The 24,109-nt window shown below is 72.4% G+C and carries 43 protein-coding genes; 32 read left to right on the plus strand and 11 right to left on the minus strand.

Going from position 1 to position 24,109, the window contains the following annotated elements; translation table 11 throughout:
• The 6 genes from HS045_RS32640 to HS045_RS32665 form a co-directional block, all read left to right on the plus strand.
• Window positions 1–244, plus strand: a 244-nt coding sequence (locus HS045_RS32640; protein WP_196455486.1) for a hypothetical protein, incomplete at its 5' end; no start/stop codon positions are given.
• A 16-nt stretch (window positions 245–260) separates the two neighbouring features.
• A complete protein-coding gene (locus HS045_RS32645) occupies window positions 261–614 on the plus strand; it encodes a hypothetical protein (RefSeq protein WP_196455487.1) in 354 nt (117 codons plus the stop codon).
• A 68-nt stretch (window positions 615–682) separates the two neighbouring features.
• A complete protein-coding gene (locus tag HS045_RS32650; RefSeq protein WP_196455488.1) occupies window positions 683–1,792 on the plus strand; it encodes a phosphoadenosine phosphosulfate reductase family protein in 1,110 nt (369 codons plus the stop codon).
• Window positions 1,793–1,859: 67 nt separating this feature from the next.
• Window positions 1,860–3,125, plus strand: coding sequence for a DUF6884 domain-containing protein (locus tag HS045_RS32655; RefSeq protein ID WP_196455489.1), 1,266 nt, complete (start codon window positions 1,860–1,862; stop codon window positions 3,123–3,125).
• A gap of 26 nt (window positions 3,126–3,151) precedes the next feature.
• Entirely contained in the window at window positions 3,152–3,685 is a 534-nt protein-coding gene (locus HS045_RS32660) for a hypothetical protein (RefSeq protein WP_196455490.1), read from the plus strand.
• On the plus strand, window positions 3,682–4,206 hold the full coding sequence (locus HS045_RS32665) for a DUF6248 family natural product biosynthesis protein (protein ID WP_196455491.1): 525 nt from the start codon (window positions 3,682–3,684) through the stop codon (window positions 4,204–4,206). The genes HS045_RS32660 and HS045_RS32665 overlap by 4 nt, the downstream gene beginning before the upstream one ends.
• Before the next feature lie 93 nt (window positions 4,207–4,299).
• Here the strand turns inward: HS045_RS32665 and HS045_RS35690 are convergent, their stop codons facing one another.
• Complete coding sequence (locus tag HS045_RS35690) at window positions 4,300–4,422, minus strand: hypothetical protein (RefSeq protein ID WP_255532002.1); 123 nt, start codon at window positions 4,420–4,422, stop codon at window positions 4,300–4,302.
• A gap of 972 nt (window positions 4,423–5,394) precedes the next feature.
• On the opposite strand from HS045_RS35690, the gene HS045_RS32670 reads away from it, so the two are divergent.
• The 9 genes from HS045_RS32670 (at window position 5,395) to HS045_RS32705 (ending at window position 8,977) form a co-directional block, all read left to right on the plus strand.
• Window positions 5,395–5,619: a hypothetical protein gene (locus HS045_RS32670; RefSeq protein ID WP_196455492.1), complete on the plus strand. Its 225-nt coding sequence runs from the start codon at window positions 5,395–5,397 to the stop codon at window positions 5,617–5,619.
• 65 nt (window positions 5,620–5,684) lie between these two features.
• A complete protein-coding gene (locus HS045_RS32675; RefSeq protein WP_196455493.1) occupies window positions 5,685–5,978 on the plus strand; it encodes a hypothetical protein in 294 nt (97 codons plus the stop codon).
• Window positions 5,975–6,118 carry a hypothetical protein gene (locus tag HS045_RS32680; protein WP_196455494.1) on the plus strand — a complete coding sequence of 48 codons (144 nt, stop codon included), beginning with the start codon at window positions 5,975–5,977 and terminating at the stop codon, window positions 6,116–6,118. The genes HS045_RS32675 and HS045_RS32680 overlap by 4 nt, the downstream gene beginning before the upstream one ends.
• 38 nt (window positions 6,119–6,156) lie before the next feature.
• Window positions 6,157–6,285 (plus strand): hypothetical protein, encoded by a 129-nt coding sequence (locus HS045_RS35695; protein WP_255532007.1) that lies wholly within the window; start codon window positions 6,157–6,159, stop codon window positions 6,283–6,285.
• Window positions 6,286–6,389: 104 nt separating this feature from the next.
• Window positions 6,390–7,016: a 6-carboxytetrahydropterin synthase gene (locus HS045_RS32685; protein ID WP_196455495.1), complete on the plus strand. Its 627-nt coding sequence runs from the start codon at window positions 6,390–6,392 to the stop codon at window positions 7,014–7,016.
• 27 nt (window positions 7,017–7,043) lie between these two features.
• A complete protein-coding gene (locus HS045_RS32690; protein ID WP_196455496.1) occupies window positions 7,044–7,700 on the plus strand; it encodes a helix-turn-helix domain-containing protein in 657 nt (218 codons plus the stop codon).
• 70 nt (window positions 7,701–7,770) lie between these two features.
• Entirely contained in the window at window positions 7,771–8,292 is a 522-nt protein-coding gene (locus HS045_RS32695; RefSeq protein WP_196455497.1) for a hypothetical protein, read from the plus strand.
• Between the two features lie 71 nt (window positions 8,293–8,363).
• Window positions 8,364–8,762 carry a hypothetical protein gene (locus tag HS045_RS32700; RefSeq protein WP_196455498.1) on the plus strand — a complete coding sequence of 133 codons (399 nt, stop codon included), beginning with the start codon at window positions 8,364–8,366 and terminating at the stop codon, window positions 8,760–8,762.
• Window positions 8,759–8,977, plus strand: coding sequence for a hypothetical protein (locus HS045_RS32705; RefSeq protein ID WP_196455499.1), 219 nt, complete (start codon window positions 8,759–8,761; stop codon window positions 8,975–8,977). Before HS045_RS32700 ends, HS045_RS32705 begins: the two co-directional genes overlap by 4 nt.
• Window positions 8,978–9,029: 52 nt before the next feature.
• Here HS045_RS32705 and HS045_RS32710 read toward each other — a convergent pair whose 3' ends face one another.
• The 5 genes from HS045_RS32710 to HS045_RS32730 form a co-directional block, all read right to left on the minus strand.
• Window positions 9,030–9,290 (minus strand): hypothetical protein, encoded by a 261-nt coding sequence (locus tag HS045_RS32710; RefSeq protein ID WP_196455500.1) that lies wholly within the window; start codon window positions 9,288–9,290, stop codon window positions 9,030–9,032.
• Between the two features lie 72 nt (window positions 9,291–9,362).
• On the minus strand, window positions 9,363–10,169 hold the full coding sequence (locus HS045_RS32715) for a hypothetical protein (protein ID WP_196455501.1): 807 nt from the start codon (window positions 10,167–10,169) through the stop codon (window positions 9,363–9,365).
• A gap of 76 nt (window positions 10,170–10,245) precedes the next feature.
• The gene (locus HS045_RS32720) at window positions 10,246–10,974 is read right to left on the minus strand and encodes a DUF6573 family protein (RefSeq protein WP_196455502.1); all 729 of its coding nucleotides are present in this window, start codon (window positions 10,972–10,974) and stop codon (window positions 10,246–10,248) included.
• 71 nt (window positions 10,975–11,045) lie between these two features.
• Window positions 11,046–11,300 (minus strand): hypothetical protein, encoded by a 255-nt coding sequence (locus tag HS045_RS32725; protein ID WP_196455503.1) that lies wholly within the window; start codon window positions 11,298–11,300, stop codon window positions 11,046–11,048.
• 90 nt (window positions 11,301–11,390) lie between these two features.
• The gene (locus HS045_RS32730) at window positions 11,391–11,663 is read right to left on the minus strand and encodes a hypothetical protein (protein ID WP_196455504.1); all 273 of its coding nucleotides are present in this window, start codon (window positions 11,661–11,663) and stop codon (window positions 11,391–11,393) included.
• Window positions 11,664–11,796: 133 nt separating this feature from the next.
• Here HS045_RS32730 and HS045_RS32735 point away from each other — a divergent pair, with 133 nt between their 5' ends.
• The 14 genes from HS045_RS32735 (at window position 11,797) to HS045_RS32800 (ending at window position 19,288) form a co-directional block, all read left to right on the plus strand.
• Window positions 11,797–12,756, plus strand: coding sequence for a hypothetical protein (locus tag HS045_RS32735; protein ID WP_196455505.1), 960 nt, complete (start codon window positions 11,797–11,799; stop codon window positions 12,754–12,756).
• A gap of 71 nt (window positions 12,757–12,827) precedes the next feature.
• Window positions 12,828–12,992, plus strand: coding sequence for a hypothetical protein (locus HS045_RS32740; RefSeq protein WP_196455506.1), 165 nt, complete (start codon window positions 12,828–12,830; stop codon window positions 12,990–12,992).
• Between the two features lie 97 nt (window positions 12,993–13,089).
• A complete protein-coding gene (locus HS045_RS32745; RefSeq protein ID WP_196455507.1) occupies window positions 13,090–13,620 on the plus strand; it encodes a hypothetical protein in 531 nt (176 codons plus the stop codon).
• A gap of 190 nt (window positions 13,621–13,810) precedes the next feature.
• Window positions 13,811–14,164 carry a hypothetical protein gene (locus HS045_RS32750; RefSeq protein ID WP_196455508.1) on the plus strand — a complete coding sequence of 118 codons (354 nt, stop codon included), beginning with the start codon at window positions 13,811–13,813 and terminating at the stop codon, window positions 14,162–14,164.
• A gap of 80 nt (window positions 14,165–14,244) precedes the next feature.
• A complete protein-coding gene (locus HS045_RS32755) occupies window positions 14,245–14,526 on the plus strand; it encodes a hypothetical protein (protein WP_196455509.1) in 282 nt (93 codons plus the stop codon).
• A gap of 55 nt (window positions 14,527–14,581) precedes the next feature.
• A complete protein-coding gene (locus HS045_RS32760) occupies window positions 14,582–14,899 on the plus strand; it encodes a hypothetical protein (RefSeq protein WP_196455510.1) in 318 nt (105 codons plus the stop codon).
• Window positions 14,900–14,977: 78 nt separating this feature from the next.
• The gene (locus HS045_RS32765; protein WP_196455511.1) at window positions 14,978–15,577 is read left to right on the plus strand and encodes a hypothetical protein; all 600 of its coding nucleotides are present in this window, start codon (window positions 14,978–14,980) and stop codon (window positions 15,575–15,577) included.
• 74 nt (window positions 15,578–15,651) lie between these two features.
• Window positions 15,652–16,248, plus strand: a complete 597-nt coding sequence (locus HS045_RS32770) for a hypothetical protein (RefSeq protein ID WP_196455512.1) — start codon at window positions 15,652–15,654, stop codon at window positions 16,246–16,248.
• A gap of 206 nt (window positions 16,249–16,454) precedes the next feature.
• A complete protein-coding gene (locus tag HS045_RS32775) occupies window positions 16,455–16,607 on the plus strand; it encodes a hypothetical protein (RefSeq protein WP_196455513.1) in 153 nt (50 codons plus the stop codon).
• Window positions 16,608–16,764: 157 nt separating this feature from the next.
• Window positions 16,765–17,238, plus strand: a complete 474-nt coding sequence (locus HS045_RS32780) for a hypothetical protein (protein WP_196455514.1) — start codon at window positions 16,765–16,767, stop codon at window positions 17,236–17,238.
• Window positions 17,239–17,520: 282 nt separating this feature from the next.
• Window positions 17,521–18,171, plus strand: a complete 651-nt coding sequence (locus HS045_RS32785; RefSeq protein WP_196455515.1) for a hypothetical protein — start codon at window positions 17,521–17,523, stop codon at window positions 18,169–18,171.
• A gap of 89 nt (window positions 18,172–18,260) precedes the next feature.
• On the plus strand, window positions 18,261–18,605 hold the full coding sequence (locus HS045_RS32790; RefSeq protein WP_196455516.1) for a hypothetical protein: 345 nt from the start codon (window positions 18,261–18,263) through the stop codon (window positions 18,603–18,605).
• 75 nt (window positions 18,606–18,680) lie between these two features.
• Window positions 18,681–19,022 carry a hypothetical protein gene (locus HS045_RS32795; RefSeq protein WP_196455517.1) on the plus strand — a complete coding sequence of 114 codons (342 nt, stop codon included), beginning with the start codon at window positions 18,681–18,683 and terminating at the stop codon, window positions 19,020–19,022.
• A gap of 86 nt (window positions 19,023–19,108) precedes the next feature.
• Window positions 19,109–19,288 carry a hypothetical protein gene (locus tag HS045_RS32800; protein WP_196455518.1) on the plus strand — a complete coding sequence of 60 codons (180 nt, stop codon included), beginning with the start codon at window positions 19,109–19,111 and terminating at the stop codon, window positions 19,286–19,288.
• Here HS045_RS32800 and HS045_RS32805 read toward each other — a convergent pair.
• Entirely contained in the window at window positions 19,282–19,878 is a 597-nt protein-coding gene (locus HS045_RS32805) for a hypothetical protein (protein WP_196455519.1), read from the minus strand. The two genes, HS045_RS32800 and HS045_RS32805, sit on opposite strands and share 7 nt — an antisense overlap.
• Before the next feature lie 172 nt (window positions 19,879–20,050).
• Between HS045_RS32805 and HS045_RS32810 the strand changes: the two genes are divergently transcribed.
• Genes HS045_RS32810 through HS045_RS32820 form a run of 3 tightly spaced genes read left to right on the plus strand, consistent with a single transcriptional unit; the run spans window position 20,051 to window position 21,305 of the window.
• The gene (locus HS045_RS32810) at window positions 20,051–20,833 is read left to right on the plus strand and encodes a peptidoglycan-binding domain-containing protein (RefSeq protein WP_196455520.1); all 783 of its coding nucleotides are present in this window, start codon (window positions 20,051–20,053) and stop codon (window positions 20,831–20,833) included.
• Entirely contained in the window at window positions 20,830–21,018 is a 189-nt protein-coding gene (locus HS045_RS32815; protein ID WP_196455521.1) for a hypothetical protein, read from the plus strand. Before HS045_RS32810 ends, HS045_RS32815 begins: the two co-directional genes overlap by 4 nt.
• Window positions 21,015–21,305 (plus strand): hypothetical protein, encoded by a 291-nt coding sequence (locus tag HS045_RS32820; protein ID WP_196455522.1) that lies wholly within the window; start codon window positions 21,015–21,017, stop codon window positions 21,303–21,305. The genes HS045_RS32815 and HS045_RS32820 overlap by 4 nt, the downstream gene beginning before the upstream one ends.
• A gap of 71 nt (window positions 21,306–21,376) precedes the next feature.
• On the opposite strand, the gene HS045_RS32825 is transcribed toward HS045_RS32820, so the two are convergent.
• The 4 genes from HS045_RS32825 to HS045_RS32840 all read right to left on the minus strand — a co-directional run bounded on the left by HS045_RS32825 (window position 21,377) and on the right by HS045_RS32840 (window position 24,106).
• A complete protein-coding gene (locus tag HS045_RS32825) occupies window positions 21,377–21,985 on the minus strand; it encodes a phosphatase PAP2 family protein (protein WP_196455523.1) in 609 nt (202 codons plus the stop codon).
• Window positions 21,982–23,043 (minus strand): MAB_1171c family putative transporter, encoded by a 1,062-nt coding sequence (locus tag HS045_RS32830; protein ID WP_196455524.1) that lies wholly within the window; start codon window positions 23,041–23,043, stop codon window positions 21,982–21,984. The genes HS045_RS32825 and HS045_RS32830 overlap by 4 nt, the downstream gene beginning before the upstream one ends.
• Window positions 23,036–23,566: a hypothetical protein gene (locus tag HS045_RS32835; RefSeq protein WP_196455525.1), complete on the minus strand. Its 531-nt coding sequence runs from the start codon at window positions 23,564–23,566 to the stop codon at window positions 23,036–23,038. The genes HS045_RS32830 and HS045_RS32835 overlap by 8 nt, the downstream gene beginning before the upstream one ends.
• Before the next feature lie 111 nt (window positions 23,567–23,677).
• Window positions 23,678–24,106 carry a hypothetical protein gene (locus HS045_RS32840; protein WP_196455526.1) on the minus strand — a complete coding sequence of 143 codons (429 nt, stop codon included), beginning with the start codon at window positions 24,104–24,106 and terminating at the stop codon, window positions 23,678–23,680.
• Window positions 24,107–24,109 lie beyond the last annotated feature (3 nt).

Raw genomic sequence — 24,109 nt, forward strand, 5'->3', positions numbered from 1 at the left:
CCGCGCCGCCCGCCCCCTCGCGCCGATCCAGCCCACCATCTGGCGGACCCGCCTGCAGCAGACCGGCTACTGGACCGACCCCTACGGCGACCAGAAGCCCGTCACCCACATGACCCCGTACGAGACGTACATGGCGCTTGCGTGGCTGGAGGTCAACGCCGCGCGGATCACCCCCATCGCCGACCCGATCGCCTGGGTCACCGCCACCCCGCTCGCCCAGGCCCTCATCCGCCAAGCCTCCTAGAAGGACAGCCCCGCCCATGTATCTGAACTGGTACGAGCGCCTCCAGGAAGAGACCTGGACCGATGGCGACGGCACCACGACCCCGGTCGCCGAGATGGACCCCCGCCACGCCCGCAACGTCCTCGCCTGGATAGAGCGCCAGCACGAGGGCATCGCACGGGCCGCCACCGCAGCCCTGCGCGACGTCCCGCTCCCGCCGTTCCACACCCACGCATACGACGAGGTGAGCGTTTCGGCCGACGCCGAGGCCGCCGCGATCCTCGCCGACCCGCTCGCCTGGCTCGCGCAGACCCCGCTCGTGCAGGCCCTCGCCCACCGCGCCGCGCTCTACATCGGCCGCAACGTCCGCCGTCTCCCCCAGCCCGCCTAACCCGTAGCTCCCCGCCCGCCGGGGCGGCGCCCACTCCGCGCCGCCCCGGCCCCTCGAAAGGCTTCACCGTGCAGCTCCTCCTGGATGCCCCCGAACTCCAGCAGCCCACCCCGCCGGCCCCCACTGACGCGCCCGCGGCGCCCGACCTGCGCACCTACGACCTGATCGTCATCAACTCCAGCGCGGGAAAGGACTCCATGGCGATGCTCGCCTACGTCGCCGACCAGATCACCACCCACGGCTACACCGGGCAGGTCGTCGTCTTCCACAACGACCTCGGCGTCACCGACTCCGGCGAGCCGATCGAGTGGCCCGGCGTGGAGGCCCTGGCCCGCGAGCACGCGCAGCGGTACGGCTTCCGCATCGAGATCCTGCGCCGCGCCAAGGGCGGCCTGTGGCGGCAGCTCCTCGGCGAGCGGCTCCGCTTCATGGGGGAACGCACGCGCTGGTGCACTGCCGACCAGAAGACGGGGGTCGGCATGAAACACGTCACCCGGATCGTCAACGAGATCCGCGCCCACCAGGGCATCGCGGACCGGCCCGTGCGCGTGCTGTACTGCCTCGGCCTGCGCGCCGAGGAGTCCACCGGCCGCAGCAAGCAGCCGGTCCTCGCCGAGGACACCGCGCGCTCCAGCCGAGTCCGCACCATCACCCGGTGGCTGCCGATCCACGGGTGGACGATCAAGCAGGTGTGGGACCAGATCAAGACCGCGGGCCTGCGCCCGCATGCCGCCTACTCGTGGGGGATGGGCCGCCTGTCGTGCTCGCTGTGCATCCTGGCGTCGGTCGATGACCTGATGCTCGCCGGCGCGCTGCGCCCGCGCCTGCTGGACGACTACCTGCGCGCCGAGTACAAGCTCGGCCACCGGTTCACTTTCACTCTGTCGATCGCGCAGATCCGCGCCGCCCTGGACGTCGCCCGCATGGAGCTGGACGGGGAGGACACCGCGGAGGAGGTCGCGTTCCTGCACCGGATCACCCGGGAGATCGTGGCCGAACAGAACGACCTGCGGACCGGAACGTACGCCCGCACCGGCCTGCCGAAGCGATGGAGCGACGAGCAGGTGGAGGAGCGGACCCGTGCCCGCGTCGACCAGCTCGTGACCTCCGCTCGCCGCGCGATCGACCTGGCGGCCGCCGCGACATCCACGGACTCCACCCACTTGCCCATGCAGTAAATCTACTGTACATTTTGAGGTGTGAGCGGGGGAGCGGTTCCCCGCTCCGAAGCCCCAGGAGGCCCCGATGCTCGCCCCCGCCACCCTCGACAGCACCGCCCCCACACGAAGCGACCTGGTCGTGATCGTGCCGTGCGGAGGCAAGAAGGCCGACACCGACGCCCCCGTGCCCGCCGGCGAGCTCTACACCGGCTCCTACCACCGGGCCGCACGCCGCGCCGCCGACGCCCTCACCTCCGGCGGCGGCCGCGTGCTGATCCTGTCCGCGCTGCACGGCCTGGTCGAGCTGGACCAGCTCGTCGCGCCGTACGAACTGCGCGCCGGGCAGGCGGGCACCGTGACCGGCGAGACGCTGCGCGCCCAGGCCGCGGCTCTCGGCATCGCCGACGCGCACGCGGTCGTCCTCGGCGGCCGCGCCTACGTCGCCCTGGCCCGCGAGGTGTGGCCGACCCTGGACTCGCCGCTGCAGGGGACGCGCGGCATCGGCGAGCAGATGGCGCGGCTCGCCGCCATCTACAAGCCCGCCCCGCAGGCCCCCGCCGCCCCGGTCGACGTCAACGCCCTGTGGGAGGCTGCCCGCCAGCACGCCGAGGCCCGCCGCGCCGAAAGGCTTACCAAGGAGGCCCGCCGCCGCGCCGCCTACGTCACCGCCGACGCGTTGCGCATCGTCGGCGACCGTGCGTCGGTGCGGTTCACCTTCCCCACCGGCTCCGGCATGGCGAAGGTCGCCGCCCGCATCCGCGCGGCCCGCCGGTTCGCCGCCGCCAACGGCGTGACCGCCGCCCAGCTCGACGCGGTCACCCTCCAGGCGCACGGCAGCCCGGAGCGGGTGGCCCGCTTCGTGAGCGCGTTGCCGCGCCTGGTCGAGCAGGTCGAGAACTACACCTCACTCGTGGTCCGTCACTACGGCCGCTGGGAGAAGCACTCCACCACCCAGCATCACCTGGCCGGGGTGAGCGAGACCGAGCGCCGCGCCCATCTCCGCGCGTTCCGGGCCCGCGCGTTCGACGTCATCGTGGACACCCTGCTCCGCCCGGACCTGGAGTCCGCCCCGCAGATCCGCGAGGACGCGCCGCTGTGGGAGCAGGCCGACGCTGTCGCCACCCAGTACGCCGAGTACGGCTGGTTCGACATCACCAGCAAGGCCGACGCCGAGGAGACCGCCCGCCTGCTGGAGACGGCCCGGGTGGAGACCACCGTGCCCGCGGACCCCGTCGCGCCGACCGGCCGACGCCTGCTCACCCCTCGGCCTGCCCGCCGTACGGCGGCACTGCGGCGGGGCGGCGCCCGCGCCCGCCACGCCGAGCCGGTCGGCCAGATCCACCTCTTCTGACCCGCCCCTTCCCGAAAGGAATCCCCGTGTACGAGGCTCTCGCCAAGGAAGTCCGCACCGCCGCCACCACGCTGCGCGAGATGGCCGCCGCCGCCCGGGAGGCCACCACGCCCGGCCCCGGCGACGACTGGCGGCCCTGGTACGTCGTGCAGGAGACCCAGCCCGACCCGGCCCAGCCGCTCGTGACCACGCCCAGCCCGTGGGGACCGATGACCGGCCCCGCCCTCACCCGCACCGGGCAGGCCGCTCCCGCGCACCACCGGTTCGCCCACGACCACGGAGAAGCCTGGTACGAGAGCGAGTTCATCGGCGGGATGATGGACGCCCGGGTCGCCGAGTGGATCGTCCTCACCTCCCCGGCCCTCGCCGAGCCGTTCGCCGACCTGCTCGACTACTTCGCCGGCCGCATGCTGGTCTGCCAGGTGGAGGAAGCCCACTTCGGCGAGGGCGAGAAGCGCCGCAGCCTGGTCAAGGACGCACGCGGCACCACCTACCCGGACCTGAGGATGGCCCTGGAGTTGGCCCGGTTCATCAACCGCGCTGCCGAGGACCAGCGGTGAGGACCAACGCCGAGCGGCTCGAACCCGCCACCCGCCTGCCCGCGGCCGCGCTGCCCGGCGGCAGGTACCTGATGCCGCTCGACGTCGCCGCGGCGATCGCCGAGCAGGTGCTCCCGCGCGGCGTCGCGTCCCTGATCACCCGGCACCTGTGCCCCTGCCAGTGGGGCCCGTGCGGCGCCTGCCACCCCGAGAAGGGAGAGGCGAGGCATCACGCGTGCCTTACCCGCCGCGATCGGCAGGAAGGCCGTCCGGTCCGCTCGTCCGGTGGCGCCGGATCGTTCACCACCCGCCACGGCTACCCGCTCGCCGAGCTCGACCACGCGGATCGCATCTGCCGCTGGGAATGCCCGTGCGGCTGCTGGCAGGACGGTAAGCGCTACAGCCCGTACATTCCCGGCCGTCCTCGCACCCCCGCCCCACCATCCGCCCCGACGCCGAAGGCCGCCCCCGCGCCCCGGAAGCGACCCCGGCCGCGTCGCCGGAGGCCCGCCCCCGTCCACGAAGGCCAGACCAGCCTGTGACCACCCCGGCCGCCCGCCCAGGGGTCCGGAACATGAGTCGGGGCGGCTACCGACATGGTGGCCGCCCCGGTTCGTTCTGCCCGCCGGCGGGCGCTAGTTCCCGATCGAGAAGCTGAAGATCCCGCCCTGGTGCACGAGCACGACCAGGATGACCACGACGACGACGAGCCAGCGCTGCGCGCGGTCCAGGGAGCTGAGACTGAAACGGAACTCCACGATGAGCTCCTTTCTGCAGGGCGAACCTGCCTCTGTTGAGGTGGGTTGCCGGACCTGCGGAAACGTGAACCCTTGACGCGCTACACTGAGGGCGCGAACCGCGTGTGTAGCAGCATCAGGACCGTCTACAGGTCCGGCTGCGTACCGCAAAGCCCGGTCCACCTCCGGCAAGAGGTAGACCGGGCTCCCGCATGTACGGGGACGATATTAGCGGTTTCCCCGGCGTCCCGTGTGGCGATCGCCCCGGCATTCTTGGCATATCTTGGCACAGCCCTCGGGGACGCCTCCGCGAGCCTCCGCAGGACTCCGCAGGACTCCGCATCGGGGTGCGCCGCCGAGCGACTGTAAAGACTCTCACCAGCGGAAACCCCTAGCATGGGTCCGCAATAAGCGCTGTGTTTGTCTAATTTCCCAGTTCCTTTCTCAGGAGAAACGTTTAGGAAACTGGCGGAAACTCCATCCGGTTAGCGTCGGCATGTTCCGTTTGAATCACAGTGATTCAACCCCTCCCAGAGAGCCTCTGGCAACGGTGCTTTTCTCTGTCCGGATGACCGTCCCCGCAGGTCCGCCGCCGTGTCTCCGCAGCGCCATAAGCGCCGTGGATCTTGCAGCCGCGTCCATCCCCGCCGTTCGGCGGCCCCAACGTGACCGCCTGGCCCTGGACATGCGCGAGGGGAACCGTAAGGCATGTAAGGGCATCAGACTCAACCCCAGTTTGAAACCCGGAATCGACATCACTGCTCTGCATCGCCGTTCAGCCGGGCGTGCCCGTCTGCGTGCCGTCCGTCGACCCGAGCGTGGGTGGCGACGGTGCTCGAGTCTCCGGGCAGACGGATCATTACCAGGACAAAGGACAACAGAATAGATGGACGTTGTAAAGGCGACCGCATCACATAACGGCCGCCTCTTCTCATACACTCGAACACTTGTGCGCATGGCAACGCGCCGGTCACAGCATGCGATCCTGAAAGCATGCTGTCGCCGAACTCCCCCCTGGTCCCGCCGCCCGGCTACACCATGACCGACCTCGACACGTGGTCCTTCGCGTGCGCCGCCGGCCACCACGACGAGTGCAAGGGCACGCGAACCAACCCGGACCCGGACTGCCCCGCCGAAGAGATCACCCTCCTGTGCGAGTGCGGCGTCTGCACCCACCAGGCCAAGAAGGCCGGCCGCCCCCGCAAGACCGCGGAGTAACCCGCGTCGCCCTGCTGATCAGGGCGACGCGACGTTAACGAAAGAACCTGCTACCCCTTCCCGGCGTGACAGACACGCCGATCTATGACGGCCTGGTGGCCGACCTCGCCGAGCAGCGCGCCGACACCCAGCCTTTCCCCCGCCGCCCCGCCCGGCCGGACCTGCTCGTCGCCGCCGCCCCCGCCCCGGGCCCGGCGGGGGACTGGTTCGCACCCGCGACCCCGGCCCGCCCGGAACCCCCGGCGCCGCCCGGACTCCAAGGCCTCGCCCGCATCCTGTACCGGCCCGCCCCGGACACGACACCCGCAGCTGACCTCAGCGACTCCCACGCCACCACGGCGGCCGGAGCGAACGAGTGACCGCCCAGGCCTCCGACGCCGAGCCCGTCGAGCCCGACGCCCTCCTCCAGATCGTCCGCTTCGGCGGCTCCCCCTACTACCTCGCCGGCCTGCACTGCCTGAACCCGGCCTCAGCCGTCGTCATCGCCGGAATCGCCTGATGAGCGGCCGCGGCGAAGACGGATGCCTCCTCCGGCTCATGAAGTTCGCGTACCTGGTCGCCCTGGTCTGGTCGGCCACCACCACCGAAAGCACCCCGCTCGCGGTGCTCTGCTGGGCCCTGGCAGGCTCCGCCGTCCTCGGCTTCCTCATCGAAGCAGCCGACTAAACCCCCAGTTCAACGCCCTGATCCGCTCCGGCAGGACGTTAACGCCGGAATCTGTCACACTCCACCGCGCTCGACACCCACCCACCGACAAGGACCCCGAACCCGTGTTCACCGAGACCGTCGAAACCACCTGGCACGCCGGCCACTCCCTGCCGCACATCCCGGGCCGCTGCTCCAGCCTCCACGGCCACACCTGGCGGGCCGCCCTCACCATCGCCGGGCCCAGCCTCGGCGCGGACGGTCTCCTGGTGGACTTCGGGCCGCTCAAGGCCCGCATGAACGCCTGGATCGACACCCACCTCGACCACGCCCTCATGCTCGGCAACGCCGACAACCTCGTCCCGCTCCTGGAACCCAGCCCGGACGGCACCCCGTCCCCGCTCGCGACCGCGTTCGCCGAGCGCGGGCAGCGGCTGTTCATCTTCGGCCGTGACTTCCCCGACGCCGCATGGCCCTCCGTCGAGGGCGTCGCGCAGCTGCTCGCCCACCACGCCCACACCTGGCTGACCGAGTCGACCGACCGCGGCGACGTCTACGTCTCGCAGGTGACCGTCCGCGAGACCGACAACAACTCCGCCACCTGGCACAACCCCGACCCCGTCCCGGCCCGCCAGGCAGCCCGCGCCGCCGCCAGCGTGCTCCGCCGCCTCCTGGACGAGCACAGCGACCACCGCGCTCTCCTTGAGGCCGAACTCGCCGACATCCTCACCAACGCCACCCGCAACCAGTAACCCCCCGAACCGGAAACGGAGAACCCCATGAGCCCCGACACCGCCGCCGTCGTCACCGTCCCCGCCGCGGACTTCACCCGCTTCACCAACCTCGTCCAGCAGCTCGGCGAAGCCACCCGAACCCTCGCCGGCACCGTCACCGACACCGCGCCCGCCCTGCGCACCATCATCGAGCTCGCCGACGACCTCCCCGTCGCCGACACCCTCCCCGGCCTCGACACCGGCAAGCCCGCCCAGGAACAGCCGGCCCGCCCGACCCCCGCCGACCACGCCGCCTACCGGGAACAGCTCTACGCCCGCATCAACGCCACCGGCGCCGAGGGAGCCACCGCCGCCGACCTCGTCACCGGCAACGACACCCTCAACCGGGTGCAGGGCGCCCTGCGCACCCTCGAAGCCTCCGGCCGCGTCTTCCGCGTCGGCCACGGCCTCCTGCACTGGCACACCGACCGCAACCGCACCGCCGTCATCAACGCCATGCGACGCCGCCTCCCCAACCACGACCTCACCGTCCCCGAGACCGCGACCGTGCTGAAGGTCTCCGAGACCCGCGTCCGCGAACTGGTCAACACCGGAGCTCTCGGCGGGCGTCGCGTCGGCCGCGCCATCATCGTCCACCGCAAGGCGCTCCTGGAGTACATCCAGCGCATCGGCGCCGCCCCCACCGTCGAGACCACCGCCTGACCCATACGCAGCCCCACAGGGCCACACAGAGCACCAGACACACCCGCACACAGAGGGGAGAGACACCCGCATGGGACGCCCGACCAAGCTCACCCCCGAACTGGCCGACCACTTCATCGAAGCACTGGAGAAAGGCAACTCCATCCGGAGGGCAGCAGCCCTCTGCGGCATCACCCGCAAGACCGCACACGCGTGGATAGCCCAAGGGGAGGAAGACGACGCCTCACCGGAGTTACGTGACTTTTGTGACAGGGTCACGCGCGCGCGCACGAAGGCGATCGGGGACCTGTTCAACGCGGCCTATCAGGATGCGATCGGTGGGGTGGAGATCAAGCGGACGGTCCGGCCGGACGGGTCGGAGGAGGTCCAGGTGACTCCGCCGAACGGCAAGGTCGCAATGCAGCTGATGGCGTTGCTGGATCCGGAGGAGTGGCTCCCGCGGAAGGCGCTGGAGCTGTCGGGGCCGAACTCGGGACCAGTGGAGGTGTCGCATCAGGCCGAGGTGGTCGAGGGGATTCTCGCGCGGGTGCGCAAGGCGAAGGAGCGGCGGGCCGCCGAGGCGGCGGCTCGCGCGGGGGACGGAGAGGAATGACGGACGGTAGTCATGAGACCCGGGAGGCGGCAGACCTTCCGGCGGAATCGAGTACGGACAGTGACACGTGGGTGGATCGGGGCCAGTTCGTGGAGCGGGCGGCGCGACGGGACGCCGAGCGGGCCCGGGACGCCGGGCTGGGGAAGGAGACGGCCGAGCGGTTGCGTGCCGAGCCGGTGCCGGTCCCGGTGGCGGCGTTCGTCTCCCCTCGGGCGCGGGAGGCCCGGGAGGCAGCGCGGGCGGAGGCGATGGCGCGGCACCCGGCCGGGCGGGCGCTGGCGGGCCGGTTCACCCAGTCGCATCCGTGGCTGACCGGAACGAGCGAGGCGGGCCGGGGCGAGCTGGTCGAGCTGCGCGAGCGGGTCGAGCGACTTGAACGCAGGCTCCGCCAGCTCGAGACCGCAGGCTCTCACGGCATCGAGGTCACGACGTTCGACGGCCAGACACGGACGATCGCGGGGGAGCGGTGAGGCACGCGGCGGGGCGGGCGGCTCCTGGGTGGCGGGAGCCGGCGGGGCGGGCGTACCGGGGCGGTCTCGCGACCGGGGTCGGCGTGTTCGGCGCGGGCGCGCTGGAGGCGGCGACGCGGGGGAACCTGCCGATGACGCTGGCGTGCGTCGGGATGCTGCTCGGGTTGTCGGTGCTGTGCCTGGCGTCGGCGCTCCTGGCGGCCGTCCGCGGCTGACCGGCAGGAGCAGAGGGCCCGGACCCGGCGAGGGGGTCCGGGCCCTCTGCTGTCAGTAGGCGGTACGGCGGGCGCGGCGGGCGAGCATGCGCGCCTTCCGCTGGGCGGAGGTCGGCGGTTCCCACCGGTGCCAGCCGATCGGCGGTTTCCACTCGGTCATGTGGCCGTAGGCGTCGAGGCCGCACCATCGGCACCCGTTCGGGTTCGGGAGTCGAGCGGGCCGGACGGGCACGGGCGGGCGGACAAGCTCCTCGGGCAGGGCCGCGGTGCGGGCGGCGGCCAGGAGGGCACGGGCGATGTCGGTGCGCTGCATGGGCGGGGTTCCAATCGAGTCGAGAGCGGACGGGCGGGGTGCGGGCCGTGCGGTCGGCCCGCACCCGGGCGGTCAGCGGGTGGAGGCCGAGCGGGGCGGGCGGCCGCGTCGTACGGCGTGCGGCCGTACGGCGGGGCGGTGGGCCGGTACGGCGGCGCGCGGGCGACGCCGGGCGACGTGCTTTCGGGGGAGCGCGCGCCGAGCCGTACGGCGGGCCGGTACGGCGTGCGGCCGGGCGGTCGGCACCGAGACGGCCGGGCCGGTCTCCTCGACGTCGAATCCGGGAGCGACCCCGACGTACGTCGTCACCGTGCCGTCGTCGCCGGGGAAGTCCTCCGACCGGTCGGCGTGGATCGCGTCCCACACCGTCGCGTACCGGTGCCCGGTCTCGTCGCGTGCCGCGCGCCGTTCGGCCTCGGCCGCCGCGTTGGCCTCGGCCCGCGCGACCGTCTCGGCGAACCGGGCCTGAATCTCGGCCTCGCGCTGCGCCATGCTGTCGTGCCACTCCCGGGCGCGGCGGGTCGCCTCCCGACCCCGGTACAGCGGCGTGAGCTCGTCGGCCTCGACGTCGGCCGGGGCGGGCGGGTAGGCGGTCCACGCGGCGAGCGCATCGCGGCCGTCGTCGGTGGGGGTCACGGTCGGGCCGTCGATGGTGAGGAACCCGGCGGCGGCCAGGGCGCGGATGCGGGCGCGAGCGACGGCGCGGCCTCGGCCACCGTGGCGGCCGGTGCGGTAGAAGCCGCGCGCGTCGGCGTGCAAGTCGCCGGCGGCCGCCGCGGCGACGGCGTCGGCGTGCGCGGCGGTCCAGCCGAGCCGGGCGGCCCGGTCCTGCTGCAGGAGGGCGATGCGGATCTCCTCGATCGTGGGGACCTCGGTCATGGTGGTGCTCCGTTCAGAGAGTCGAGACAGGGGGAAGGGCGGGGCGGGCCGTGCGGTCGGCCCGCCCCGCGGGGGATCAGGCTTCGCTGGGGTGCGAGATGGTGATGACCTGCTGGCCGTTCTCGCGGATCACGGAGACGTGCAGCGTGGCCGGGTGCGCCTTGCGGATGCGGCGCTCACGGGGGGTCCGCACCAGGGAGACGGCGGCGCGGCGGTGGGCGCGCGGCATCCCCACGAGCGCGCCACGGGCCGCGCAGAGCACATCCCACAGGCGGCCGGTCTCGTCCTGCACGGTGCCCTTACGCCGGTTGTCGGCGTCGCTCCAGGCCACGCAGTCCTCCCACGCCGCCCGGGTGAGCGCGACCGGGAACCGCAGGCCCGCCTCCCGGGCCAGGTCGGCGGGGACCTCGACCAGGTCGCCGGAGGCGAGGCGGTCAGCGCGGCTCGGAGCGTCCACGGGCAGCTGCGAGGCGAGCGCGAGCACGATCCGGCTGCCCGGGTCGTCGGCGTCGTTGAGCTGGATCGTCAGCTCGGTCACGAACCGTTCGCCGTTGGTGCGGTTGCGGGCCACGCTCAGCGGGGCGCGCTCGTCGTCGGTCGTGTTCGCGACCTCGTACGCGTCTCGCAGCAGCAGGTTGAGCCGGTCCTGAAAGTCGTCGCCGTCGAGGAGGTCGGGGTTCTGGACCAGGCCGTCCCAGACGGCGCGGGTGATCTCGACGGTGACGTCGAACGTGCCCGCGTTGTGGGCGACGTAGGAGGGGACGACCCAGACCGGGCCAAGGTCGGTGATGGTGGGGGAGATCACGGGATTGCCTCCGAGGGCGAGCGAGTCATGGGGGAAGGAGGGGCGGCGCGGTGCGCGCCGCCCCGGGCGGGCTACCGGCAGGTGCCGCAGTGCGGGCACTCCTCCGGCTCCTCGCCCTCCGGGGAGAGGTAGACGAACACGTGGTAGGTGCGGCAGGTCCAGGCGACGGGGTCCGCGCCGCAGCAGCCGGTGACGATCTGGTCGCCGTCGAGCCCGGCCTCGTAGGTGCTCGGGTCGGTGCTCTCGCACTCGGGGCACGCGACGTCCAGGTGGAGCCTGTACGGGGCCGGAGTGGGCGCGAGGGCGGCGGGCAGGGTGATCGACACGGGGTGTGTCCTTTCGGGGCTGTACGGGGGTCCTGGGGCTGTGCGGGGTGCCGGGGGCGGGCGGACCGCTCCGCCCGCCCCCGGGCGGGGTCACATGTAAGCGGGGTAGCGGGCTTCCGTCGCCTCGACGTCTGTGCAGTCCGGGCACCACACCGAAGCGCCGTCCTCGACCAGCCAGAGGTTCAGGCCGCACTCGCCGCAGAAGTGGGTGGGTTCCATCCCGTTCGGTCCCTTGGTGGCGACCAGGGCGACCGCGAGGTTCTCGCCGCAGATGGTGACCGGGGCGGGGCGGGTGGCCGCGAGGCCGGTGGTGATGGCCTGCGCGATGCTGGCCGCGATCAGGGCGAGGGCGAGAGCGAGCATGGTGACCTCCTGGATCGGTGGGGCGGGGAACCGCATCCCCGCTCACACTTTAAACTGTACATCAGATTTATTGATCCGTCTACACGGGGGGATCGTCTTGCGTCGTTAGTAAATCACCTGTACAGTTTGAGATGTGAACGGGGCGATGCGGTTCGCCCCCACCACCCAGGAAGGACCCACCATGGGCTCTCTCAAGACCCTCGCGCTCGCCGGTCTCGCCGCCGCCGCGACCCTCCTCACCCCCGCCACCGCCCACGCGGACAACGGCGGCACCCTCACCGCCCCCACCACCGGCAAGGAGGGCACCGCGCTCACCGTGAGCGCCGACGTCGCCAACGTGTGCGACGCCAAGATCACCGCGACCGCGCCGAACGGCTCGACCCTCCTGGTCGCCGCCGCCCCGGCCGACCCGATGTGCGCCCCGACCAGCTTCACCGGCACCTACACCCCCGCCCAGGCCGGGGAGCACACCCTCACCCTCGCCGCCGGGAAGGGCGCGACCGTGGACACGGTGACCATCACCGTCGCCGCCGCCCCGGCCCCGGAGCCCACCAAGACCCCCGCCCCGGAGAAGCCCGCCCCGGCCCCGGAGCCCACCAAGACGGCCAAGCCCGCCGAGACCAGCACGGCCGCCGAGACGCCCAAGCCGAAGGTCACCGTGACCGTCACCGCCACCCCGAAGCCCAAGGCCACCACCACGGCCAAGCCCGGCACCGTGCCCGGCAGCACCCCCAAGGCGACCCCCACCCCCACCCCGGCCGCGACCGCGACCGTGACGGCCACCGCCGACACCCCGGCCCCCGTCTACGTCGCCCCGGCGACGCCCACCACCCCCACCGAGGAGGAGACCGCCCCGGCCCCCGCCGGAACCACCACCCCGGCCGCCGCCGCCCCGGCGACGTCCACCACCCCCACGGCCGCCGTCCCGGTCGCCATGCACACCGTCGCCAATGACGGCACCCTCGCCACCGCCCTCGGCGCGATCGGCAACGTGCTCCTGCCGACCCTCGGAGCCCTCGCCCTCGCCTTCACCTTCCTGACCCGGCGCAACGGCAAGGGCCGCCACGCCGCCGACGCCCTCGCCAAGGACTGACCCCCTCGGGGCTCCCGGCCACCCGCCGGGAGCCCCCTCCCTCCCCTGAACGCCCCACCGGAGGAACCGAGATGACCAGCCACACCGAGCCGATCACCCTCGACCCCAGCGCCCGCCAGGAACTCGCCGAGCTCCTCGACGCGTGGGACGCCGCGATTGAGGGCGAAAGCGGCGACGCCGAGATCGACGCCGCCACCGAGCTGGCCGACGCCGTACGCGCCCTGATCGGCCGCTAGCGCCCCTGGCCGGGCACGGCCGCGCCCACCCCGCGACCGTGCCCGGCCAAGGCCGCTAGGCCCGACTCCGCCCCGCCCGAGGCCTGAAAGGCACCTGATGGACTTCCCCGAGACCGAGATCCGCGCCCGACTCGCCGCCCACCCGGCCGCGCCGCCGGAAGCGCCGGCGCTTACCCACCTGTACGGCATCCAGCTCGCCGAGGGTGAGCTCGCGTGGAAGCCGGACGGGGTCGGCGCGTACTACGGCCCGGCGTACGTGATCTATGGCCGCTGGCAGACGGGCAAGGTGGACGCCGAGCTCCTCCCGGCGGGCAGCTTCCGGCGCGAGGCCGAAGCCCGCATGGTCGCCTCACGGCTGGAGAACGCTGGCCTGTTTGCCACCGTCGCAGCCGATCGGCATGTCCGCCAGGACCAGCACGGCCCGTTCAACGCGTGGCGGGTGACCGTGGTGGCCGACGCGGCGCTTCTGGCGCTCGCCGAGCCGGACGAGGACGACGCCGAGCCGGGGCGCGGCTACCTCGCCGAGTGCCCGACGTGCGGCGGTGATGACCCGCCCGTGACCACGCTGGGCGACAGCGGGGAGACCGTCACGGACTGCTGTCACACGACCGTGACGACGCTCATCTGAGCAGGCGAGCGGGTGGGACGCCCGGGTGACCGGCATGTCCCGACGATTCGCCCCGGCCGATCCAGGCGCGGGGCGCGGTGAGCGCCCACCCGAAAAGGTGTCCCACCCACTTGCCCATTGAGTAAACCTCCTGTACATTTTGAGATGTGAGCGGGGAGCGGTCCCCGCCCCAAAGCCCCAGGAGGCCCCAATGTTCACCACCACCGACCAGGCGCTCACCATGGCCGACCTGCGCGACCTCGCCGAGGACCTGCACATCCTCATCGCCACCGAGGAGTACACCCGCGACCGCGCGATCACCCTCCTCGCCCTCATGCGGCCGGGCCTCGGCTTCGACGCCGCCGAGCGAGTCCTCCGCAGCGCCGACCCGGCCATGCACGCCGGTAGCTGGGACATCCTCCCCAACGGCGACCTGCGCCCCCGCTGGGGAACCAAGCGCGTCATCTGGGACTACACCAAGGGCGACCAGCAGGGCGTCCCCGCCCTGCCCGCCCTGGTCGAGAAGTGGGGCGCAAAGGTCGCCGAGTTCGCCCCCACCCGGTAGCCGCCCGGCCCGCCCCGCACCGCGCGGGGCGGGCCCCGCTCCCCGACCTCCCTCCCACCGCCCCGAGAAAGGCCCTCAGCGTGTCCGAGAAGACCACCCCCGCCGTCCCGCCCGCCCCCCGCATGAACGCCACCCAGCGCCGCGCCCGCCTCCGCGAGATCGGCACCGGCCCCACCGTGACCGACAAGGACTGGCCGCGCGCCTACGCCGAGCTGGTGGCGCTGGAGAGCGCGGGCCGCACCGACCGGTGGCTCGGCGCGATCGACTGGCTCAAAGAGATGTGGGCCAACGAGGAGATGCCCCGCGACTGGGTGATCCTCCAGGGCCTGGTCAACCTCGGCTACGCCAACGCCCCCAAGTAACCCGTCCCCGGCCCGCCCCGGGGCGGGCCACCCCCTCGAACAGGAGACAACCCGCATGACCCCGCTCGCCAGCAGGCCCGCCTACACGACCTACACGACCACGCTCATCCTCACCGACGCGCCCGTCATCACCGACTACGCCAACCGGCGGTTCCTCGCCGAGACGCTCACCATCGAGTGGCGACGCCACAGCATCGCCGGATGGCAGGGCTACATCACCGCGCGCGGCCCCCGGCTCCGCAAGAAGGACGGCGCGGTCAGCTCGCTCATCGGTGAACGGTGCCAGACCCCGACCACCCCGGAGGAGCGGTGGCTGCCCGAGGAGTTCCGCGCACTGGCCGACACCGTGCCCGTGCCGTCGTTCCCCGCCTGACCCGCCCGGGGCGGGCCGACCGGTACGGCCCGCCCCGCGCCCCGCTCCCCGCCCCTCACAGCCCCAGGAAGGCCCAACGTGACCGCCACCGCCACCCGCGCCCTGATCACCGTCGTCCTCGCCCCGACCAACCAGCCGAGCGCCCACTCGATCGAGTGCCCCGCCAGCGACTTCTACATCCCGGCCCGGTCCGGCGAGCCCGGCGACTGGTCCGGCGACGTCGCCGACCTCGGCGAGCTGAGCGACCGCTTCCCCGGCGTCGTCTTGCACCCGTGCCTGCACAAGGCCGCCCGCGACTACGACATCCCGGCCGGACTCGACGGCGAGAGCATGACCGCCCGCCGGACCCGCGCGGCCGTCCTCGTCGGCCACGTCCTCGACACCGACGCCGAGCCCGGCGCGGCCGTCACCCAGATCCGCGCCCTGCTCGCCGTCGAGGAGGCGTACGCCAAGCCCGCCCGGCAGCTCGCCGCCGCCCAGGAGGCCGACCCGGCCAGCGGCATTCTCGGCGCGGGCCTGGACGAGCTGCGCGCGGCGATGCGGTCCGCCCGCCTCGCGCTGCTCGTCCGCGTGGAGAACGCCATCCACGCGCTGGCCGCCGAGCTGGAGCTCGGGACGGTGGACGCCTACAGCGTCATCGCCGACCTGCGCCAGCGGCCCGCGCTGGCCACCTGGTAGCCCCTCCCCGGCGCGGGCCGACCGCACGGCCCGCGCCGCCCCTCTCCCACCCCGCTACGACCTTGGAGGCCCCCGTGCCCGTCATCGCCCCGCTCGTCAACCACTTCACCGGCGGAGTCCGCGCCATGCCCACCTACCTGCCCGCGCCCGGCGCCGGCGCCTACTTCACCCCCGGCGCGGTCGTGCCGATCCCCGCCGAGGCGCTGCCCGCCGAGCTGGTGGACCGCGCGCCCGTGGACGCCGTCGTCACCCGCGACCGGCGTCTGTGGGGCGTGCCCGCCTACGTGGCCGCCGCCCCGATCCACCATGCGGCGTTCCTCTCCTTCCGGTGGGACGCCGAGACCGGGCAGGTGGCCGACGTCGCATGCTGGCCGAGCGAGGGGGAGGCCGACCGCGCGGCCTACAACCTCGCCCGCACCGTCTCCGCCCCGGCCAAGGAGGGCAAGCCGCTTACGCACGTCACCGTGACGTGGGGCGGCATCGGCGGGCGGCGCGTGATCGGCCCGGCGTGGGGCGGCACCCTCACCCGCGGCAAAGGCGGCATCCTCGTGCGCGCCGACTTCCGGCCCGAGCCGGTCGGCACCGCGAGCACCTACCGGACCGGGGCGCGGCTGCTGGCCCGGCACCACGGCGTGCCCGCGCGCGGGATCGCCCTGGACGTGCAGGACTGACCGAGGCGGCCCCCTCGCCCGCACCGCCCCCGTGGCCGTCGTCCAGAACGACGGGAAGCGGCGGGCGCACCTGGCCGAGCAACGAATTCCTCCGGCACACCCTATTGCTCATTAAGTAAGGATGCTGTACAGTTTGAGGTGTGAGAGGGAGTCGTTCCCCTCGCCCCCGGCCTAACCACCCGGGGCAGGTCAGGAAAGGATCCGAGATGCCGAACAACAAGTACAAGGTGAGCCAGTGCATCCTCTGCTGCAAGCGGCTGGACGTCCCGCCGGGCTCGCCGACCCCGGCGCACCGCGACGACTTCGGCAACCCGTGCCCCGCCAAGGGGAACTCGTTCCGGACCGGGATGGCGGGGTGATGTGAGCGGCCGTGCCTCCGCCCGCCAGGCGGGGGCACGGCCGCTTCCGGACCCGGAAGCGCTCGGCTCTCAAGAGGGCCGGATTTTGTAAATCTCAAGCGCCAAAATCTGGAAGACGGACTAGACAAGAGTTGTCGGAGGCCCTACCGTGATGACCATGACGCTCCCCGAAGAGATCCTCAGCCAGCCCGACATCACGACCGAATTCGACGCCGACGACGTCGTCGCGACCGACTACCGCGCCACCGTCACCCGCACCGGCAAGCAGTGGACCGCCACCGTCCGAGACCTCCCCGAGGGCCACGCCGTCCAGGCCCAGGGCTCAACCTGGAGCGAGGTCGGACAGAACGTGACCCTCTGCATCGTCGACCTGCTCCAGGCCGCCCCCGGCACGGTCGCCGTCCAGCTCGTCCCCGCTGACTCGGCGGCCGCGGACGCCCTGGCGGCCGTCAAGCGGGCCCGATACGCCCGCGTCCTCGCCGAGCAGGCCGAGCGGGACGCGACCCGGGCCGCCGCCCGCACACTCATTGGCCAGGGGTGGACCACCCGCGACGCGGGCAGCGCCATGGGCCTGTCCCACCAGACCATTTCCAAGCTCACCTCTGGCGCCGCTGTGGACGCCACGGCGTAAGCTCCAAGCGTTCCCGTTCCTTTCCTGACCGGGACAGGCCGCCACCCATCGGGCTGGTTACCCGAACACACGGGGCGGCCGCGGCCCCCGCCGGCCTTTCGCTGGCGGGGGCTTGCGCATGCCGGGGCGCCGGCACCCCGGCCGCCGGGCCTGCACCGGGACGGGCGCCCGGATTCCCGCCCCACCCACTTGCCCAGTGAGTAAATCTACTGTACAGTTCTACGTGTGAGCAGGGATGCGGTTCCCCGCTCCACCCGGTTCCTACGGCCCCAGGAGGCTCCCGTGAACACCACCCTCGCCACCATCGCGAACGCCGTCGCCTACGGCCGCGAGGCCGAAGCCAAGGCCAAGGTCGTCCCGGCCGTCGCCGCCCGCTACCCGATGCTGGCCAAGCACATCGCGGCCGCCCGTGACTGCTACCTCACCGGCGCCGAGGCCGCCGGGCTCCCCACCGAAAAGCTGCCGGAGATCACCACCCTCGGCCGCCTCATGCGCGAATGGCTCGACGGCATCGCCGACACCAACATCGTCTCCATCGCGATCAGCGCGGGCTTCCCCGCCCACCTGACCCCCATGGTGAAGGTCTCCTCTCTGCGCGCCTGGCTCACCCTGCCCGCCTACGGCGGCAACGATCCCAAGCTCGGCCGCATCCTCGACAAGGCCCGCGAGGTCTACGCCGAGGCGTACCCCGACCTCGCGGGCCCCTGCGAGGACTGCGGCGCCGAGCCCGGCGACTGCAACCCGGTCATCTGCCTCGCGGACGCCTCCCTGGACGACGAGGTGCCGACGCTCGCCGAGATCGTGGAAGACCCCAACACCCCCGCCGAGTGGCTGAACCTCGACCCCGACGCGATCCGGGCTCTCGCCCGCCACATGGTCGAGATGAACGCCTACAACCGGCTCGCGATCGAGGCAGGCGCTTCCGCCGCGTAACACCCCCTCGGGCCTGCGCTGCCCTGTGGGTAGCGCAGGCCCCCTCACCAGCCCTTATGTCTCCGAACATCCCTGGAAGGGGAAACCTCATGAGCATCGACCCGAACGGCACCGCCGCCGACCACGGACCCAACGTGGAGGCCGCGCTCGTCCTGCTCTACCTGCCCGCCCGGCAGGCGCTTGAGGCCGCTGAGCGCCGCGACGCCGACAACTTCGCCACCGTCGAGGAGGTCGAGATCACCGCCCGTAACGCCCTGTCCCTCGCCATCGCCGTTCACAGCGGCGACGTCTGCCCGGACATCTCCTACGAGGTCGACGCGGCCGCCGAAGCGCTCGCCGAGGCCCGCGAGCGGAGCGGCTGCCTCTGCTACCAGCACAGCCCCACCGAGCGCACCCACGTCGGCCACTGCCCCAGCCACACCCCCGGCGAATAACCCCGCCCGGCCGCTCCCCGGCCCAAACAGCCGGGGAGCGGCTCCGCCCTCTCGACAGCCCCAGGAAGGCCAACCATGACCACCACCGCGCCCACGACCATCGTCGTTCCCACCCGCGTCTACGCGATTGACGAACGGCAGCACTACCCGACCGTCGTCATCGACCGGTGGGAGGCGCTGAAGTGCGCCGCACCCTGCAACAACGACATCCACGGCTCCGGCTTCGACTTCGCCAACGAGATGGGCACGGTCGTCCTTCCGCCGGAGGCCGACATCACCCCCGAGAAGACCGGCATCTACGTGTGCCTGGGCTGCGGGATCGTGATCGACATCGCGCCCGTCCCCGCGTGGGACCCCGCCCAGGCACCGGCCGCCGAGGCGTGGGAGCCCGACATCGACAGCCACCTCGACAACTGACCCGCCCCGGCCCGCCCCGGGCAGGGGCGGGCACCCTCCCCCTGAACGAGCGCCGCATCGGCGACGTCAAGATCGGAGCCTGACCTGTGGGCAAGCACGTCCTCATCGCCTACGACCCGGCCACCGGCGACCCCGAGGTCTTCGGACCGGTCTACACAGCCCGGGGCCTCGAGGAACTGGAAGCCGAAGCAGCGCGAGCCGGACTCGTTCGGCCGGAACGGGCCCGGCTCACCTCCAAGGCCGACCTCCTCGCCCGGCCCTACTGACTCAACTTCGTGGGGGGCGCCTCGACACCGTTCTGGGCGCCCCCCGCGCGCTCCTCGCTGGAAGGTTCCTGGATCGCCGCCAACTGCCTCGTCAGCTCAAGAGCCGCCCGCCCGCGCTTCAGCAGTCGCCAGAGCGGTGTCTCAAGCACTGTGGCCAGAGGCGTCACCAACCCCGTGATGGCCTCCGCCTGATCACGGCGCGTTCGAGCCGACATCAGCACCCCCAGCACCGCGAACGCCGCATTGGCTGTCAGCCGGCGGGGCAGTCCGAGCAACGTCACCAGGTAGCGGCCGGAGCCGTCGACCAGCTCCTGCCCTAGCTCCTCCAGCCGTTTGTACTGCCGGGCGCGCTCCGCCCGCACCTTCTGCTGGACTACGGGATCAGCGATCGCCGGTAAGTCTTCCCGTAGCACCGCCGCCGCGAGACCGATGTCCAGCAGCGTTGCGGTCAGCTTCCTGCGCGCTCGAACAGCATCGAGGATGCGCTCCTTACGCGCTTCCAAGCGAGGCTTCGCCGCGTACTCCACCAGCAGCGTCACCACGATCGACGTCACTCCCGCCACCACAGCAGCCGCCAGATTGATCGTCACAGCAGAGGCCCTCTCCGCTTGCACGCCTGCCCACGGCAGGCAAGCCAGCCGAGCGTAAGACAGCGCTCGCTTCGGCCGCAGCCAAACTCGACGGATCGGCCCCGCGCGACGTTAAGCCCCTTTTCCGCCATCCTCCCCGGCGACAAACCACCGAGCCGCCCACGGGGGAGCGATGAAGAAGGTCCAGGCCCGCTACTACCACCGAGGCCGTATCAAGCCGATCCGCCTCATCGTCATTCACTCGATGGAGGCCCCGGAGAAGCCCGCCACCGCCGAGAACGTCGCCCGCTGGTTCGCCACCAGCTCCCCGAAGACCTCGGCGCACGTCTGCGTCGACAACAACAGCATCGTCCGCTGCGTGGACGACGGCGACACCGCGTGGTGCGCGCCGAACGCCAACGCCGACGGCCTGCACATCGAGATGGCCGGCTACGCCCGCCAGTCCCGCGCCGAATGGCTCGACGCGTTCTCTCTGGCCATGCTGCGCAACGCGGCGAAGGTCGCCGCCGCCTGGGTGACCAAGTACAAGATCCCCGTCCGCAAGCTCACCCCGGCCGAGGTCCGCGCCGGCCGCAAGGGGTTCTGCGCGCACGTCGACGTCACCAACGCCTACCCGGGCACCGGCTCCCACACCGACCCGGGCAAGGGCTTCCCCTGGGATCGGTTCTTCGCGTTCGTCCGCGAGGAGCTCGACGGCAAGCCCGCTAAGCCCGTCGCCTGGTCCCGCCCGCTCGTCTACGTCAAGGGCAAGCCGTACATGACCGGCCCGGACGTCGAGGCGTGGCAGGACCGCCTGGACGATCTCGGCTACGACGTCGACGTGGACGGCCTGTACGGGCCCGGCTCGACCGCGGCCACCAAGAAGTTCCAGGCCGACGCGGGGCTGCTCGTCACCGGCACCGTGGACAAGACCACGTGGGCGAAGGCCAGCGAGAAGGCGGCCGCGAAGAAGTGAACGCCGAGGAGTGGAAGGCCGGCCGCGGCCGCGCCCGGGTCAACGGCTGGTTCGAGGTCACTCTCGACTGGGGCGGCTCCGAGGCATGCATGCCGCCGGACGAGGCCGACGAGATAGCCGAGGCGCTGAAGGCCGCGGCCCGCGAGGCGCGGGCCCGGTCGGCGGAGAGCGGGCCCGCCCGGTGATCGGCTGGATCATCTACCTCACCGGGGTCGTCGTCGTAGCGCGCAAGGTGATCACGCTCCTCCGGGACGACGGCCTGTACGAGCCCGATGACTGGACTGAGGACGCCGCGTTCCGCGCCATTGGACTGCTGATAGCGATCCCCTGGCCGCTCATCCTGCTCGGCGCGGTCCTCACCGGCCGCCTACCCAAGAGCCACCACGAACTCCGGGCCGAGCTCGCCGCGCACGAGCGCCGCATCGCCCAGCTCGAACGCGAGCGAGACCACTGTCCGAGGCCCATGGCCTAACGGTTCCCGGAACGCGACGACGCCCGGCCAGCGGGGAAGTCTGGCCGGGCGTCACCCATATCTCCGGAGGGCTACAGCAGAACGGCCAGCGTCGCCCAGGTGGCTGCCGCGCCGGCCACGGTCCCGGCGGTGACCTGGGCGGGCGTGTGGTCGCGGATCATCACCCGCGACCAGCCGATCGCCGCGACCACCACGGCGCCGACCGCATAGACAGGGGCGGGCGGCAGCACCCACGCGAGCATCACCACGCTCCCGGCCGCGACCGCCGTGTGGAAGGAGATCTTCCACCAGAACGTGATGGGGCCGACCACGGCCAGCGTGGCGAGCATGATGGACACGCACGCCACCATCACCCGCGGCGCCCCGAGCACGACCAGGAGCACGAGCGCGAGCACGACCAGGGCGACGATGACGCCGATCAGCCAGGGCCGTTGCGCCCGGTCGGTGATGTGCTTATCGCCGAACCGGCCGGACTTCACCCCGGCCGCGATGACCAGGGCGGGGATACCGCCGCACAGTCCGGCTGCCAGCAGCGCCCATCCGAGGCCGGACCAGCCGCCGGTGACCGCGCCCACCGCCAGCGGCAGACCCATGACGAAGTGCGCGGGCGCGAACACCTCGGTGAGCCAGCGGGCCGCCGTCAGCAGCGCCGCCCGGTCGCGGACGTCGGTGGCGGTCATTGCGGCCTCGGCAGGGTCACGTAGGCGCGGGCCACCTGAGCCAGCCACGCCGCCTCGGCTTCGATGCTGGTGCGGGTGGGCGCGGTCTGCTCGGCCACGTCCACCGCGCCCGCCGGCGCCGCTGACCTCTCGCCGCGGCGGTAGGCGGCGGCCGCGTCCGCCACCCAGCGCGCAGCCTGCTGAGCGTCGCTTTCCGACAGCGGGCCGGGCCCGTACGGCGTCAGCGCCACCAGCGCTTCGCGGATCTCCACGGTGTGGCGCACCAGCTTCTCGTCGGCGGTGGCGGCAGCCATGACGGTGTCAGGGAACAGGCGGGTCAGCTCGGCGTGCAGCGGCCGCAGCGCTCGCACCGTCCGCCGCAGTTGCAGGCGCCGCCATCCGGTGGCGACCGCCGGGATGCAGGTGCCGAGCGTGCACAGCAGCAGGCAGGCCGCCATGACCCAGCGGGCCTGAGTCAGTTTCAGGAAGCCGGGTCCGGCGATCAGCAGGGCGTACAGCGTGTAGAGCGGGGAGCCGATGCCGATGAGCATGCCGACGCCCAGGATGCCCATACCGAGCCGGGTGGTGCCGGGGTCGCCGGAGCTGTCGCGGCCGAGCGCATACCGCAGGGAGGCGTAGCCGGACACGGCCAGGGCCAGCCCGAGGAAGCCGTCGAACACGCCGAAGTACCAGCCGGCCGCGGCGCTGCCGTCCCAGTCCTCCATCTCGCCGACCTTGTGGTCGGCGGCGTTGTGCGCGATGACCAGCGCCCAGCCGGTAGCAGCGGCCGCGAACCACACGATGCGGGTGTTTCGGCCGGTGACGGCCATGGTGAACGCGGCGATCGAGGCGGCGCCCACGGTGATGGCCACCCGTTTGGCCAGGGGCGTGAACTCCCAGCCGACGAGCGCGTTGAACCAGTCGGCGACGGGCGGAAGGGTCAGCGTCCAGCCCACCGCCAAGGACAGGAAGGTCAGCCACAGCGAGCGGGCGGCATTGGAACGGCGGACAGCCGGCGCCCGCCACACGACGACGGCCCACAGCACGGCCAGCACAAGGTATTGCCGGGCCTCAGCCACGGCCGCCGCCCAGCGGGTGCCCTAGGACGCCTTCGGCGCGGCGCCCGGTGGCCCCCGAAGCCCGGCGTGCTTCGGCGGCCGCCCGGCTCATCACGGCGGTGGCGAACGCTTCGGCCTCTTGCTCTGCGGGTTGGTCGTAGGTCGAGCGGGCCGCGGCCGCGCGGGCGATCACAGCGGGCGGCAGGTGCGGGAAACTCTGCTGCAGCAGGGAGATCACGTTTCCTTCAGAGGTAGCGGACTGGTCGTGCCCGGCCACGATGTGCCCCAGCTCGTGAGCGGCGACCTGCGCCTTGAGCGCCGGGATGCGGGCATAGCCAGCGTCGATGAACAGGTAGTCGATGCCGTCGCCGCCCAGCACCCACAGGCCGCACCAGCCGGAGCGGGTCAGGCCGGTGATGACGTCGAGCTGGATGGTCCGGCCGAGCGCGGCGCCGAAGTGGTCGACCAGGGTCTCCGCGGTCACGAGGTGGGGTAGCCCGATCTGCTTCAAGATCCGATGAGGATCGAACGTGTCTCGCTCCACGCACCAGCCTCTTTCAGACACAAAGATGACAGCGTCTCATGTTTGCGAAATGATCAAGTCAGCGTATAGCAGCCCTCCCTCTCCCCGGCCGGGCGCGTACGGGACGGCTGACTACGGTTGCTCGGGCGGCGCCTGGGCGGCCTTCAGCGCCTGCGCCAGCGCCTCGATCGCCAGCCGCGGATTCCCATCGGCTGTGCACCCCCGGAAGTTCAGGTGCTTGATCTGAGCCTCGCGCAGCACCTGGAGGACCCCCGAGGCGCGCAGCTCGGTGAAGTCGGCGAGTTCGCGCCGGATCTGCTCCCCGGCGGGGGAGTCCGCGAAGACGTCGGCGCCGAAACCGAAGAACGCCGCGATGGCCGCCACGGTGGCCTCGTCGGGCCGCGGCCGGACGCCTTCCAGAAGGTCCTGCAGCGCCGCCGCATCCACCCGGATGCCGGCGGCCGCCAGCCCCGCCTGGACCTCCTCGACGGCGTACTCCCGGCCGTCAGGGTGAGGGACTGCCTGCCACACCTGGCGCAGGCACGTACTGAATGTCGACATCTG

The sequence above is a fragment of the Planomonospora sp. ID82291 genome, assembly GCF_015711645.1.
Taxonomy (GTDB): domain Bacteria; phylum Actinomycetota; class Actinomycetes; order Streptosporangiales; family Streptosporangiaceae; genus Planomonospora.

Coding starts and splice junctions, on each gene's coding strand:
- HS045_RS32690 (WP_196455496.1), top strand. CDS start 7,044: ATGAGCCCCGACACCGCCGCCGTCGTCACCGTCCCCGCCGCGGACTTC.
- HS045_RS32655 (WP_196455489.1), top strand. CDS start 1,860: ATGCTCGCCCCCGCCACCCTCGACAGCACCGCCCCCACACGAAGCGAC.
- HS045_RS32715 (WP_196455501.1), bottom strand. CDS start 10,169: ATGACCGAGGTCCCCACGATCGAGGAGATCCGCATCGCCCTCCTGCAG.
- HS045_RS32810 (WP_196455520.1), top strand. CDS start 20,051: ATGAAGAAGGTCCAGGCCCGCTACTACCACCGAGGCCGTATCAAGCCG.
- HS045_RS32645 (WP_196455487.1), top strand. CDS start 261: ATGTATCTGAACTGGTACGAGCGCCTCCAGGAAGAGACCTGGACCGAT.
- HS045_RS32710 (WP_196455500.1), bottom strand. CDS start 9,290: ATGCAGCGCACCGACATCGCCCGTGCCCTCCTGGCCGCCGCCCGCACC.
- HS045_RS32790 (WP_196455516.1), top strand. CDS start 18,261: ATGAGCATCGACCCGAACGGCACCGCCGCCGACCACGGACCCAACGTG.
- HS045_RS32740 (WP_196455506.1), top strand. CDS start 12,828: ATGACCAGCCACACCGAGCCGATCACCCTCGACCCCAGCGCCCGCCAG.
- HS045_RS32730 (WP_196455504.1), bottom strand. CDS start 11,663: ATGCTCGCTCTCGCCCTCGCCCTGATCGCGGCCAGCATCGCGCAGGCC.
- HS045_RS32750 (WP_196455508.1), top strand. CDS start 13,811: ATGTTCACCACCACCGACCAGGCGCTCACCATGGCCGACCTGCGCGAC.
- HS045_RS32695 (WP_196455497.1), top strand. CDS start 7,771: ATGGGACGCCCGACCAAGCTCACCCCCGAACTGGCCGACCACTTCATC.
- HS045_RS35695 (WP_255532007.1), top strand. CDS start 6,157: ATGAAGTTCGCGTACCTGGTCGCCCTGGTCTGGTCGGCCACCACCACC.
- HS045_RS32745 (WP_196455507.1), top strand. CDS start 13,090: ATGGACTTCCCCGAGACCGAGATCCGCGCCCGACTCGCCGCCCACCCG.
- HS045_RS32795 (WP_196455517.1), top strand. CDS start 18,681: ATGACCACCACCGCGCCCACGACCATCGTCGTTCCCACCCGCGTCTAC.
- HS045_RS32670 (WP_196455492.1), top strand. CDS start 5,395: ATGCTGTCGCCGAACTCCCCCCTGGTCCCGCCGCCCGGCTACACCATG.
- HS045_RS32840 (WP_196455526.1), bottom strand. CDS start 24,106: ATGTCGACATTCAGTACGTGCCTGCGCCAGGTGTGGCAGGCAGTCCCT.
- HS045_RS32760 (WP_196455510.1), top strand. CDS start 14,582: ATGACCCCGCTCGCCAGCAGGCCCGCCTACACGACCTACACGACCACG.
- HS045_RS32780 (WP_196455514.1), top strand. CDS start 16,765: ATGACGCTCCCCGAAGAGATCCTCAGCCAGCCCGACATCACGACCGAA.
- HS045_RS32825 (WP_196455523.1), bottom strand. CDS start 21,985: ATGACCGCCACCGACGTCCGCGACCGGGCGGCGCTGCTGACGGCGGCC.
- HS045_RS32775 (WP_196455513.1), top strand. CDS start 16,455: ATGCCGAACAACAAGTACAAGGTGAGCCAGTGCATCCTCTGCTGCAAG.